Annotated in this window: 7 protein-coding genes; 6 read left to right on the top strand and 1 reads right to left on the bottom strand. The window is 53.9% G+C overall.

Annotation, left to right across the window (positions count from 1 at the left end; translation table 11 throughout):
• Positions 1 to 29 precede the first annotated feature (29 nt).
• From glmS to G604_RS0102520, 5 genes are all read left to right on the top strand, one after another.
• A complete protein-coding gene (gene glmS, locus G604_RS0102540; RefSeq protein ID WP_028909177.1) occupies positions 30 to 1,940 on the top strand; it encodes a glutamine--fructose-6-phosphate transaminase (isomerizing) in 1,911 nt (636 codons plus the stop codon).
• A 55-nt stretch (positions 1,941 to 1,995) separates the two neighbouring features.
• Positions 1,996 to 3,885: an amidophosphoribosyltransferase gene (locus G604_RS0102535; RefSeq protein WP_028909176.1), complete on the top strand. Its 1,890-nt coding sequence runs from the start codon at positions 1,996 to 1,998 to the stop codon at positions 3,883 to 3,885.
• Positions 3,886 to 3,898: 13 nt separating this feature from the next.
• Positions 3,899 to 4,978, top strand: a complete 1,080-nt coding sequence (carA, locus tag G604_RS0102530) for a glutamine-hydrolyzing carbamoyl-phosphate synthase small subunit (protein ID WP_028909175.1) — start codon at positions 3,899 to 3,901, stop codon at positions 4,976 to 4,978.
• A 9-nt stretch (positions 4,979 to 4,987) separates the two neighbouring features.
• On the top strand, positions 4,988 to 8,209 hold the full coding sequence (gene carB, locus G604_RS0102525) for a carbamoyl-phosphate synthase (glutamine-hydrolyzing) large subunit (RefSeq protein WP_028909174.1): 3,222 nt from the start codon (positions 4,988 to 4,990) through the stop codon (positions 8,207 to 8,209).
• 191 nt (positions 8,210 to 8,400) lie between these two features.
• Positions 8,401 to 8,583 carry a hypothetical protein gene (locus G604_RS0102520; protein WP_028909173.1) on the top strand — a complete coding sequence of 61 codons (183 nt, stop codon included), beginning with the start codon at positions 8,401 to 8,403 and terminating at the stop codon, positions 8,581 to 8,583.
• A 191-nt stretch (positions 8,584 to 8,774) separates the two neighbouring features.
• On the opposite strand, the gene rlmD is transcribed toward G604_RS0102520, so the two are convergent.
• Positions 8,775 to 10,199 carry a 23S rRNA (uracil(1939)-C(5))-methyltransferase RlmD gene (gene rlmD / locus G604_RS0102515; protein ID WP_028909172.1) on the bottom strand — a complete coding sequence of 475 codons (1,425 nt, stop codon included), beginning with the start codon at positions 10,197 to 10,199 and terminating at the stop codon, positions 8,775 to 8,777.
• A 254-nt stretch (positions 10,200 to 10,453) separates the two neighbouring features.
• Here rlmD and ppdK point away from each other — a divergent pair, with 254 nt between their 5' ends.
• Positions 10,454 to 13,174, top strand: coding sequence for a pyruvate, phosphate dikinase (gene ppdK, locus G604_RS0102510; protein WP_028909171.1), 2,721 nt, complete (start codon positions 10,454 to 10,456; stop codon positions 13,172 to 13,174).
• The last annotated feature ends 16 nt before the right edge of the window (positions 13,175 to 13,190 follow it).

Genomic DNA, 13,190 nt, shown 5'->3' with positions numbered 1-13,190 from the left:
TTGCATTCACGAATATTAAACGATAATATATGTGTGGAATAGTAGGATATATCGGAAAGCGTGAGGCTTATCCGATCCTCATCAAAGGACTGAAGCGTCTCGAATACCGAGGCTATGACTCAGCAGGTGTCGCCCTGATCAACAAAAGGGACGACCTCAATGTCTATAAGACCAAAGGAAAGGTGGCAGATCTGGAGAATTTCTGCTCCGACAAGGATATCACAGGTACGGTAGGTATTGCTCATACCCGTTGGGCTACCCACGGAGAACCCTCTTCGGTGAATGCCCATCCTCATTATTCCGAGTCGAAGAATCTCGCCATTATCCATAACGGTATCATCGAGAATTATGCCCAGATCAAGAAAAACCTCATCAATAAGGGCATGCATTTCCGCAGTGATACGGATACGGAGGTCCTCGTACAGCTCATTGAGTATATCCAGGTGACCCGTAAGGTCCCTTTGCTCTCTGCCGTTCAGATGGCGCTCCGGCAGGTTATCGGCGCTTATGCCATCGCTCTGCTCGACAAGCGTGAGCCCAACCAGATCATCGCTGCCCGCAAGGCCAGCCCACTGGTGATCGGTATCGGCAAGGACTCCGGGGAGTTCTTCCTCGGCTCTGATGCCAGTCCGATTATTGAATATACTGATCAGGTGGTCTACCTTGACGATGAGAATATCGCCGTGATGCGTCCCGGTGAACCGTTGAAGGTCGTCGATATCCATAACATCGCCCTTAACCCCGACGTGCAGACCATTGACATGAACCTCGGACAGATCGAGAAGGGAGGCTTCCCTCATTTCATGCTCAAGGAGATCTTCGAGCAGCCGGAATGTCTGAAGAACTGCATGCGCGGCCGTGTTGTCAGTCGTACCGTGGAGACGCGTGCGATGACCGACGGCAAGAAAGAAGGCCCCATGCAGAGCCATACGGAGATGGGGGTCGTGTTGAGTTCTATCGTTGACCACCGTCAGCAGATCCTCAACGCCCACCGTATCATCATCGTAGCTTGTGGAACAAGCTGGCATGCCGGTCTCATCGGTAAGCAGATGCTCGAGACCTACTGCCGTATACCCGTTGATGTGGAGTATGCCTCTGAGTTCCGCTATCGTAATCCGGTCGTGACGAAGGATGATGTCGTCATCGCTATCTCGCAGAGCGGTGAAACGGCAGACACCCTCGCTGCTATCAAACTGGCCAAGGAGAAAGGCGCCTTTATCTATGGCATCTGTAACGCCATCGGCAGTTCCATCGCCCGTGCCACCGATACAGGTACCTATATCCATGTCGGTCCGGAGATCGGCGTCGCCTCGACGAAAGCCTTCACCGGTCAGGTCACCGTGCTCTGCCTCCTCGCCCTGGCTGTCGGTAAGGAGAAGGGAACGGTCTCCGATAAGGATTATCAGGAGATCACGACACAGCTCTGGGACATCCCCGAGAAGATGAAAGAGGTGCTGAAACTCAACAATAAGATCGCTGACCTCAGCCGTACGTTCACCTACGCCCGCAACTTCCTATATCTTGGCCGTGGCTATTCCTACCCCGTGGCCCTCGAGGGAGCGCTGAAACTGAAGGAGATCAGTTATATTCATGCCGAGGGATATCCCGCCGCAGAGATGAAGCACGGGCCCATCGCCCTCATCGACTCTGACATGCCTGTCGTCGTCATCGCGCCCCATGACGCCATGTACGAGAAGGTGCTGAGCAATATTCAGGAGATCAAGGCCCGTGACGGACGGGTCATTGCCCTAGTGACGAAGGGTGACGAGACAATCTCAAAGATTGCCGACGAGGTCATCGAACTGCCTAAGACCCTCGAGTGCCTCGAACCACTGCTGGCAACGATCCCTCTGCAGCTCCTGGCCTATCATGTGGCGGTCTGCAAGGGCAAGAACGTGGACCAGCCCCGTAACCTTGCCAAGAGTGTAACTGTAGAGTAAAATCACCAGTCCTCCCCATCGATGGGGAGGACCGCAATGACTTTCTAAATAAGATATGGAAAAAGAAATTCATGAGGACTGCGGTGTGGCCATGATCCGCCTGCTGAAGCCTCTCGACTATTTTCAAAAGAAGTATGGAACCTGGATGTTCGGTTTGAACAAGCTCTACCTGATGATGGAGAAGCAGCACAATCGTGGCCAGGAAGGGGCTGGTATTTCCTGTGTCAAACTCGATACGGCTCCCGGCAACGAGTATATGTTCCGTGAACGTGCTGAGGGTAGTAATGCCATCACCGAGATCTTTGGTACGGTTAATCGTCATTTCAAGGACGTCCCTGCTGAGCAGCTCTCTGATGCTCAGTATGCTAAGACTTTCCTTCCTTTCGCGGGCGAACTTTATATGGGCCACCTCCGGTACTCCACTACCGGCAAGAGTGGCCTTTCTTATGTCCATCCGTTTCTGCGCCGGAACAACTGGAAGGCTAAGAACCTCTGTCTCTGTGGCAACTTCAATATGACGAATGTCGACGAGATCTTCCGGCAGATTGTCGCCCAGGGACAGTGTCCCCGCATATACAGTGACACCTATATCCTCCTCGAGCTCATGGGACATCGACTGGACCGTGAGGTGGAGCGTAACTATACGGCGGCTAAGGCCATGGAACTGCAGGGACTGGACATCACGCGCTATATTGAGGATCATGTGAAGATCAGCAATGTGCTGAAGACGTCCATGCAGGATTTTGATGGTGGCTATCATATCTGCGGCCAGACAGGCAGTGGAGAGATGTTCGCCATGCGTGACCCCTGGGGCATTCGGCCCGCCTTCTATTACTGCAATGAGGATTTCATCGCCGTGGCCTCAGAGCGCCCCGTGCTCCAGACGACCTTCGACCTCGAGGTGGAGGACGTGCAGGAGCTGCAGCCCGGCTGTGCTCTCATCGTCAAGAAAAACGGCGAGACTGGTGTGGAGCGTATCCTCGACCAACGTGGTGACAGTGCCTGCTCCTTCGAGCGTATCTATTTCTCCCGTGGCTCCGACCGTGACATCTACCATGAGCGCCTGAAACTCGGTGAGCAGCTCGCTGAGCCCGTGCTGAAGGCTGTGGATTATGACACGCGCCATACCGTCCTCTCTTTTATCCCGAATACGGCGGAGGTGGCTTTTTACGGCTTGACACATGGCTTCCGCAAATATCTCCATCACAAGAAGATCAATACGCTCGTGAATCTCGGTCATCAGGCTTCCGAGCAGGAACTGCAGGACATCCTCGGTGAGGCGGTCCGTACGGAGAAGGTGGCGTGGAAGGATATCAAGCTCCGCACGTTCATCACAGAGGGCAACAGTCGTAACGACCTTGCCTCCCATGTCTATGATGTCACCTATGGCATCCTTGAGCCCAATGTCGACAACCTCGTGATTATCGACGACTCCATCGTCAGAGGTACAACCTTGAAAGAGAGTATCCTCCGTATCCTTGACCGTCTCCATCCGAAAAAAATCGTCGTCGTCTCCAGTGCCCCGCAGATCCGCTATCCGGATTATTATGGCATTGACATGGCCCGCCTGGAGGAGTTCTGCGTCTTCCGTGCCGCCATCCAGCTCCTGAAAGACCGCCACATGGAGGACCTCATCGACCAGACCTATGCCAACTGCCTCGCTGAGGAGAAGAAGGCGAAGGGAAAGATGCGCAATGTCGTGCGTGATATCTACGAGCCGTTCTCCGTGGATGAGATCAACCGCAAGATCGTTGAGATGCTGCGTCCGGAGGGTGTCTCCACACCGATAGAGATTGTCTTCCAAAGCCTTGAGGGGCTTCATGAGGCTATCCCCGATCATAAGGGCGACTGGTATTTCACCGGCCATTATCCCACGCCGGGCGGCACGAAGCTGTGCAACCAGGCTTTCATCAATTACTACGAAAAGGTATATAAAAAATTATAAGATACAGGTATAAATGAAGAACGTAACATTAGTCTTATCAGACGGCAGCCGCTTTCATGGCAAGAGCTTCGGCTATGAGGCCCCGGTAGCCGGAGAGGTCGTCTTCAACACTGCCATGATGGGTTATCCGGAGTCGCTCACTGACCCCTCCTATGCCGGTCAGTTGCTGACGATGACATTCCCCCTCGTGGGCAACTATGGTGTCCCTCCTTTCACCATAGAGAAGAACGGACTGCCGACGTTCATGGAGAGTGACCGCATCTACGCCTCGGCACTGATCGTGAGTGATTACAGTGAACAGTATTCCCACTGGAATGCTGTCCGCTCCCTCGCCGATTGGCTGAAGGATGAGAAGGTGCCGGGCATCACGGGCATCGATACGCGTGAGTTGACGAAGGTACTCCGCGAGCATGGTGTGATGATGGGTAAGATCATCTTCGATGATGAGCCCGACAATATCCCTGAGGCCCGCTATGAGGGCGTGAACTTCGTCGACAAGGTCTCCTGCAAGAAGGTCATCCGCTATAATGAGGGGGGCGGCAAGAAGGTCGTCCTCGTCGACTGCGGCGTGAAGGCTAATATTATCCGTTGTCTTATTAATAGAGGTGTAGAGGTCATCCGTGTGCCGTGGAACTACGACTATACGAAGGATATGGACTTCGACGGCCTCTTCCTGGCCAATGGTCCCGGTGATCCCGATATGTGCGCGGATGCCGTGGAGATCATCCGTCGCCAGATGAGCATCAGCGACAAGCCGATCTGCGGTATCTGTATGGGTAATCAACTCCTCGGCAAGGCTGCCGGCGCTGAGATCTACAAGCTCAAGTATGGTCACCGCGGTCACAACCAGCCGGTACGCCTCGTGGGCACCGACCACTGCTATATCACATCGCAGAACCACGGCTATGCTGTCAATGCCCGTACCCTCGGCGCTGACTGGGAGGAACTCTTCGTCAATATGAATGATGGTAGTAATGAGGGTATCCGTCATAAGACGAAGCCCTGGTTCTCCAGCCAGTTCCATCCCGAGGCCTGCAGTGGTCCGGTGGATACGGAGTTCATGTTTGACAAATTCGTTGAAACACTCAAATAATCGCAGAAAATGAAGGATCCAAATATCAAGAAAGTATTATTGCTCGGTTCCGGTGCCCTGAAGATCGGTGAGGCAGGAGAGTTCGACTATTCCGGTAGTCAGGCCCTCAAAGCGCTCCGTGAGGAGGGTGTCGAGACGGTGCTCATCAACCCGAATATCGCCACGGTGCAGACCTCTGAGGGCGTTGCCGACCAGATCTATTTCCTTCCCGTCCAGCCCTATTTCGTGGAGCGGGTCATCAAGAAGGAGCGTCCCGACGGCATCCTGCTGTCCTTCGGTGGTCAGACGGCTCTGAACTGTGGTGTGGAACTCGACCGCTCCGGTGTCCTGGAGAAATATAACGTCCGCGTCCTCGGTACTCCCGTTAACGCCATCATGAATACGGAGGACCGTGAGCTCTTCGTCGAGCAGCTCGACCAGATTGATGTCAAGACCATCAAGAGTGAGGCTTGCGAGGATATGGCCCAGGCGCGCAAGGCCGCTCAGGACCTTGGCTATCCTGTCATCATCCGTGCTGCCTATGCCCTCGGTGGCCTCGGCTCCGGTTTCGCAGACAACGAGGAAGAGTTGAACAAGATCTGCGAGAAGGCCTTCTCTTTCTCTCCACAGGTATTGGTGGAGAAGAGTCTGAAAGGTTGGAAGGAAATTGAGTATGAGGTGGTACGCGACCGTTACGACAACTGTATCACGGTATGTAACATGGAGAACTTCGACCCGCTGGGCATCCATACCGGTGAGAGTATCGTCATCGCTCCGTCTCAGACGCTCACGAACAGCGAGTATCACAAGCTGCGTGCCCTGAGCATCAAGATCGTCCGCCATATCGGTATCGTCGGCGAGTGCAATGTGCAGTATGCTTTCGACCCGAAGAGCGAGGACTACCGTGTCATTGAGGTCAATGCCCGTTTGAGCCGTTCCTCCGCCCTTGCTTCCAAGGCTACAGGTTATCCCCTGGCTTTCGTCGCCGCCAAACTTGGTATGGGTTATGGTCTCTTCGAGCTGAAAAACTCCGTGACGAAGACCACGAGCGCCTTCTTTGAGCCCGCCCTCGACTATGTCGTCTGCAAGATCCCGCGCTGGGACCTCAGCAAGTTCCGTGGCGTTGACAAGGAACTCGGTTCGAGCATGAAGTCTGTCGGTGAGGTGATGGCCATCGGTCGTAACTTCGAGGAGGCCATCCAGAAAGGTCTCCGCATGATCGGTCAAGGCATGCACGGCTTCGTGGAGAATAAGGAGTTGGAGATTGATGATATCGACAAGGCCCTCCGTGAGCCTACCGACAAGCGTGTCTTCGTCATCTCCAAGGCCATGCACAAGGGCTATACCGTTGACCAGATTCATGATCTGACGAAGATCGATAAGTGGTTCCTCTATAAGCTCAAGCATATTATCGACATCGATGAGCAGTTGAAGAACTGTAATATCAATACTCTCGACAAGGAACTGCTGCGTACGGCAAAGGTCTATGGTTTCACCGATTTCCAGATTGCCCGTGCCGTCGGTCTGGAGAAGGAGATCGGCAATATGCACAAGGCCCTCCTCGTCGTCCGCTCCCTGCGTAAGAACTATGGCATCCTGCCCGTCGTCAAGCAGATCGATACCCTTGCTGCCGAGTATCCGGCACAGACCAACTATCTCTATGTCACCTATTCGGGCGTGAAGAGCGACATCACCTTCGCCAACGACAAGCGCTCCGTTATCGTCCTCGGTAGTGGTGCCTACCGCATCGGTTCCTCCGTGGAGTTCGACTGGTGTGGCGTCCAGGCCCTGAATACCATCCGCAAGCAGGGCTACCGGTCTATCATGATCAACTACAACCCCGAGACGGTGAGTACGGACTATGATATGTGTGACCGTCTCTATTTCGATGAGCTGACGTTTGAGCGTGTCATGGATATCATCGAGATGGAGAATCCCCATGGCGTCATCGTCTCTACGGGTGGTCAGATCCCGAACAACCTCGCTATGTACCTTGACGAGCAGAATGTCACCATCCTCGGTACGCAGGCCCGTGACATCGACCATGCCGAGGACCGTGCGAAGTTCTCCGAGATGCTCAACGAACTCGGCATCAACCAGCCGGAGTGGAGCGCACTGACGAGTATGGATGATATCGACAAGTTTGTCAAGCGGGTAGGGTTCCCGGTTCTTGTCCGTCCGTCGTATGTCCTCTCTGGTGCTGCAATGAATGTCTGCAGCAATGAGGATGAGTTGCGCCGCTTCCTCCAGCTGGCTGCCAATGTCAGTGAGGATCACCCCGTTGTGGTCAGCAAGTTCATCGAGCACGCTAAGGAGATAGACTTCGATGCTGTAGCACAGAATGGTGAGGTCATGGCCTATGCCATCAGTGAGCATATCGAGTTCGCCGGTGTCCACTCCGGTGATGCCACGCTGCAGCTGCCGCCGCAGAAGCTCTATGTCGAGACCGTCCGCCGTATCAAGCGCGTGAGCCGTAAGATCGCCAAGGCCCTGCATATCAATGGTCCGTTCAACGTACAGTATATGGCGCGTGACAACGATATCCTCGTCATCGAGTGTAACCTTCGTTCCAGTCGTTCCTTCCCCTTCGTGAGCAAGGTGCTGAAGATCAACTTCATCGAACTGGCAACGAAGATCATGCTCGGCGTGCCTGTAGAGAAACCCAACAAGAACCTCTTCGACCTCGACTATGTAGGTATCAAGGCCAGCCAGTTCTCCTTCAACCGTCTGCAGAAGGCCGACCCGGTGCTCGGCGTCGACATGAGTTCTACGGGTGAGGTCGGCTGTCTCGGTGATGACACCAATGCCGCCCTGCTGAAGAGTATGCTCTCTGTAGGCCAGCGCATCCCGAAGAAGAACATCCTGCTCTCTACGGGTAGTGCCAAGCAGAAAGCCGACATGCTCGATGCTGCCCGCCAGCTCCAGGAGCATGGCTATGAGCTCTTCGCCACCGGTGGTACGAGTAAGTACCTCACGGAGAATGGCATTAAGAACACGCTCGTCTACTGGCCCAGTGAGGAGGGACAGCCGCAGGCCCTCGACCTCCTTCATGAGAAGAAGATCGACTTGGTCGTCAACATTCCGAAGGATCTCACGTCGCGTGAGCTCACCAACGGTTACAAGATCCGCCGTGCCGCCATCGACTTGAACATCCCGTTGATCACCAACAGCCGTCTGGCCAGTGCGTTCATCAATGCCTTCTGTCATCTCAAACTTGACGATATCGACATCAAATCGTGGGCTGAATACTAAGATAATAAAAGTTTAACTTTCGTTAGCAGTCTGTAAATTATTGATTTACAGACTGCTGAGAAAAAGTTACATAACGACCCTAAAAAAAGTCGTAAAAATATTATCGCCGTATTAAAAAAATGCTTACCTTTGCAACGTCGATTAGAAATAACGACAAACGATTGTTTTACAGATTTTAAAAAGCAAAGAAAATGAAGAAATTAGTTTTAATGTTCGTAGCTATCGCAGCTATCTCTTTCGCATCTTGTGGTAACAAAACCGCTCAGGCTCCTGCACAGGACACTGACTCTGTAGCTCAGAATGATTCTGCAGCTCAGGACACTGCAGCTCAGGACACCGCAGCTGCTGATACTGCTGCAGCTCAGGCTAAGTAATCAGATTGCTTGCGAACTGAAAAATTTAGAGAAAACAGCCGCTGGAAGTTTTACTTTCAGCGGTTTTTCTGTTTTGTAGGGACATTATTCATCATATTCCGGTTATGTAGGGACATGATTCATCATGTTCCGTTCAAAAAGGAAATGATCCTAAACAGGGTGTGGTCACTAGGGCCACACCCTGTTTAGAATCATTTCTTTTCCAATACTACTACATTCTCCACATGTGGCGTGTGGGGGAACATGTCTACGGGCTGGACCTCCATGACCCTGTAGGCGACATCGAGGAGTTGCAGGTCACGGGCCTGTGTGGCGGGGTTGCAGCTGACATAGACGATGCGATGAGGGGCAGCGTTGAGGATGACCTTCACCACATCGGGGTGCATGCCGGCACGCGGCGGATCGGTGATGATGACATCGGGACGCCCATGCTCACGGATGAAATCGTCAGTGAGGATATCCTTCATGTCACCGGCATAGAAGAGGGTGTTGTCGATATGGTTGATCTCACTGTTCACCTTCGCGTCCTCGATGGCCTCGGGGACATACTCGATGCCGATGACCTCACGGGCCTGACGGGCTACGAAATTGGCGATGGTTCCCGTACCCGTATACAGATCATAGACGAGTTCCTTACCCGTCAGGGCGGCGAACTTCCGGGCCACGGAGTAGAGGACGTGGGCCTGGTCGGTGTTCGTCTGATAGAAACTCTTCGGACCGACCTTGAACTTCAGGTCCTCCATGAGTTCGAAGATGTGATCCTTACCTTTATATAATATAAGGGGCAGGTCGTTGAAGGTGTCGTTGCCTTTCTGATTGTCGACATAGAGGAGAGACGTGATCTCCGGGAATGTCGTGGCGAGATGCTCCATCAGGCCGCGGGCACGCGCCTCGTCGCCGTCCTCATCATAATGGAACTGTACGAGGACCATCCACTCCCCACTGTGGGAGTTGCGGATCATGATATCACGCAAGAGGCCATGCTGGGCGCGGATATCATAGAACGTCATGCCCGTCTGAAGGGCATAGTCACGGATGGCGTTGCGGATCTTATTGTGGAGGTCGTCCATGAGCCAGCATTTCTCGATGGGATAGATCTTATCGAAAGCTCCCGTTATATGGAAGCCGATGGCACCACCGCCGAGTCCCGTTCCCTCGGGGAGGGCGGCGAGTTCTTCCTTCGTATACCAACGCTTGTTGGCGCAGCCGAACTCGAGTTTGTTGCGGTATTCGGTGATCTTCTTCGACCCGAGGATGGGATCAAACTCCGGCAGTTCGACCTTTCCGATGCGGGAGAGCTGGTCGTAGACTTGCTGTTGCTTTGCCTTCAACTGTTCCTCGTAGCGCAGGTTCTGCCATTTACAGCCGCCGCAGATGCCGAAATGGGCACAAGAGGGCTCTGTGCGCAGGGGACTCTTCTCGATGAAGCGCTCCACACGGGCCTCGGCATAGTGGTGCTTTTTCCGCGTCACCTGGAGATCACAGATATCGCCTGGGACGCAGAAAGGTACGAAGACGACGAGGTCGTTGACATGGGCCACACATTTGCCCTCGGCGGCAACGGACTCTATCCTGACATGCTCCAGCAACGGGAGCGGTTTCTTATTCTTACTCATAATGTTTGTCTGATTTTGCTTGCAAATTTACGCATTTTTCCACGATTCTGCAAAAGGAATGACAAAAACATGATTTCTGGTTTCACAAAAACATGTATTCCGTTGTTTGCGTAAACATGAAAAAATGTAAGGCTGAGGTGACAAAAAGCGGAAGGAAAATTTGGTGGAAAAGAGAATAATGTGTATATTTGCGATATCTATTTGACAGATATAATAGACAATACAAGATATAAAACCTAAAATCTCAACAGCAAATGAGCGAAAAAAGAGTTTATACGTTCGGTAACGGACAGGCAGAAGGCCGTGCCGACATGCGAAACCTCCTTGGAGGAAAAGGTGCCAACCTGGCAGAGATGAACCTCATCGGTGTCCCCGTGCCTCCAGGATTTACCATCACCACAGATGTCTGCAATGAATATTTTGAGAAGGGAAAGGATGATGTCGTCGCCCTTCTGAAAGTTGATGTCGAGAAGAGCATCCACCATATTGAAAAACTCATGAACTCCACCTTCGGAGATCCTGAGAACCCGCTCCTCGTCAGTGTCCGCTCCGGTGCTCGCGCCTCCATGCCGGGAATGATGGATACCATCCTCAACCTCGGTCTCAACGACGAGGTCGTCAAGGGGCTCGCCAAGAAGACGGGCAATGAGCGCTTCGCCTACGACAGCTACCGTCGTTTCGTACAGATGTATGGTGATGTCGTCCTCGGTATGAAACCCGTTAATAAGGATGACATCGATCCCTTTGAGGCCATTATCCAGAAGGTGAAGAGTCTGCGTGGCATCGTCCTCGACAACGAGATGAATGTCGAAGAGCTCAAGCAGCTCGTCGTCCTCTTCAAGAATGCCATCAAGGAGCAGACAGGCTCCGTCTTCCCCGAGAACCCCGTCGACCAGCTCTGGGGCGCTATCTGTGCCGTCTTCGACTCCTGGATGAACGAGCGTGCCATCCTCTACCGTAAGATGGAGGGTATCCCGCAGGAGTGGGGTACTGCCGTGAGTGTCATGGCGATGGTCTTCGGTAATATGGGTGACACCTCCGCCACCGGTGTCTGTTTCAGTCGTGATGCCGCCACGGGAGAGAACCGCTTCAATGGTGAGTATCTCATCAACGCCCAGGGCGAGGATGTCGTCGCCGGTATCCGTACGCCGCAGCAGATCACGAAGGAAGGCTCCCTGCGCTGGGCTAAGCAGCAGGGTATCTCCGAGGAGATCCGCGCTGCCAAGTTCCCGTCAATGGAAGAGGCCATGCCCGAGCTCTACCAGCAGCTCAACGCCTTGCAGGACAAGCTTGAGAAGCACTACCACGACATGCAGGATATGGAGTTCACCGTCCAGGAAGGAAAGTTGTGGTTCCTCCAGACGCGTAACGGCAAACGCACGGGAACGGCTATGGTGAAGATTGCCATGGATTTGCTCCATGAGGGGCTCATCGATGAGAAAACGGCCATCCAGCGCTGTGAGCCGAACAAGCTCGACGAGCTCCTCCATCCTGTCTTCGACAAGGAGGCGCTGAAAGAGGCCAAGGTGTTGACGCGTGGCCTTCCCGCCTCTCCCGGTGCTGCCTGCGGACAGATTGTATTCTTCGCTGATGACGCGTCGAAATGGCATGAGGACGGTCATCAGGTGGTGATGGTCCGTATCGAGACCTCTCCGGAGGATCTCGCCGGCATGAGTGCCGCCGAGGGAATCCTTACGGCCCGTGGCGGTATGACCTCCCACGCCGCCGTCGTCGCCCGTGGCATGGGCAAGTGCTGTGTCTCCGGTGCCGGTGCCATCAATATCGACTATAAGGCTCGCACCGTGGAGATCGACGGTACCGTTCTCCATGAGGGCGATTACCTCTCCCTCAACGGCTCTACTGGTGAGGTCTATGCCGGACAGGTGAAGACGAAGGAGGCAGAGGTGTCGGGCGATTTCGCCGAGTTGATGGCCCTCTGTGACAAATACACGCGCATGGTTGTACGTACCAATGCCGATACGCCCCATGATGCCGAGGTTGCCAAGCGCTTCGGTGCTGTAGGTATCGGTCTGTGCCGTACGGAGCACATGTTCTTCGATAAGGATAAGATTAAGCCGATGCGTGAGATGATCCTCGCCGACACAAAGGAAGGCCGCGAGACGGCACTCGCCAAACTGTTGCCGCTGCAGAAGAAGGACTTCGTCGGTATCCTGAAATGTATGGACGGACAGCCCGTGAATATCCGTCTCCTCGACCCGCCTCTCCATGAGTTCGTACCCCATGACATCAAGGGCCAGAAGGTCATGGCTGAGGAGATGGGCAAGAGCCTCGCTGAGATCCAGCAGCGTGTCGCCGCCCTCCAAGAGGTAAACCCTATGCTTGGCTTGCGTGGCTGTCGCCTCGGCATCACCTATCCCGAGATCACGACGATGCAGACGAAGGCCATCCTCGGTGCTGCCATCGAACTGAAACGCCAGGGCTATCACCCCATGCCCGAGATCATGGTGCCGCTCGTTGGTACCTATAAGGAACTGAAACAGCAGCAGGCGGTTATCCGTGCCGCCGCCAAGGAGCTCTTCGCCGAAGAGGGTATGGAGGTAGACTTCAAACTCGGTACGATGATCGAGATTCCGCGGGCTGCCCTCACGGCTGATGAGATTGCCAAATATGCCGACTACTTCAGCTTCGGAACGAATGACCTCACGCAGATGACCTTCGGTTACAGTCGTGATGATGTCGCTCGCTTCTTGCCTACCTATCTCGACGAGAAAGTCATCGAGGTCGACCCCTTCCAGGTACTTGACCAGACGGGTGTCGGTCAGCTCGTGGAGATGGGCGTCAAGAAAGGCCGCTCGACGAAGCCGACGCTCAAATGCGGTATCTGTGGTGAGCATGGTGGTGAGCCGAGCAGTGTGAAGTTCTGTCACCGTGTAGGCCTCGACTATGTCAGCTGTTCGCCCTTCCGCGTGCCTATCGCCAGACTCGCGGCAGCACAGGCAGCCGTAGAGAAATAAACCCCGGCGGAACATC

The organism is Prevotella sp. AGR2160 (assembly GCF_000424185.1).
Lineage (GTDB): Bacteria > Bacteroidota > Bacteroidia > Bacteroidales > Bacteroidaceae > Prevotella.
This window is presented reverse-complemented; position numbering and strand designations above follow the sequence as displayed.

Coding starts and splice junctions, on each gene's coding strand:
- rlmD (WP_028909172.1), bottom strand. CDS start 10,199: ATGAGTAAGAATAAGAAACCGCTCCCGTTGCTGGAGCATGTCAGGATA.
- carB (WP_028909174.1), top strand. CDS start 4,988: ATGAAGGATCCAAATATCAAGAAAGTATTATTGCTCGGTTCCGGTGCC.
- G604_RS0102535 (WP_028909176.1), top strand. CDS start 1,996: ATGGAAAAAGAAATTCATGAGGACTGCGGTGTGGCCATGATCCGCCTG.
- ppdK (WP_028909171.1), top strand. CDS start 10,454: ATGAGCGAAAAAAGAGTTTATACGTTCGGTAACGGACAGGCAGAAGGC.
- G604_RS0102520 (WP_028909173.1), top strand. CDS start 8,401: ATGAAGAAATTAGTTTTAATGTTCGTAGCTATCGCAGCTATCTCTTTC.
- carA (WP_028909175.1), top strand. CDS start 3,899: ATGAAGAACGTAACATTAGTCTTATCAGACGGCAGCCGCTTTCATGGC.
- glmS (WP_028909177.1), top strand. CDS start 30: ATGTGTGGAATAGTAGGATATATCGGAAAGCGTGAGGCTTATCCGATC.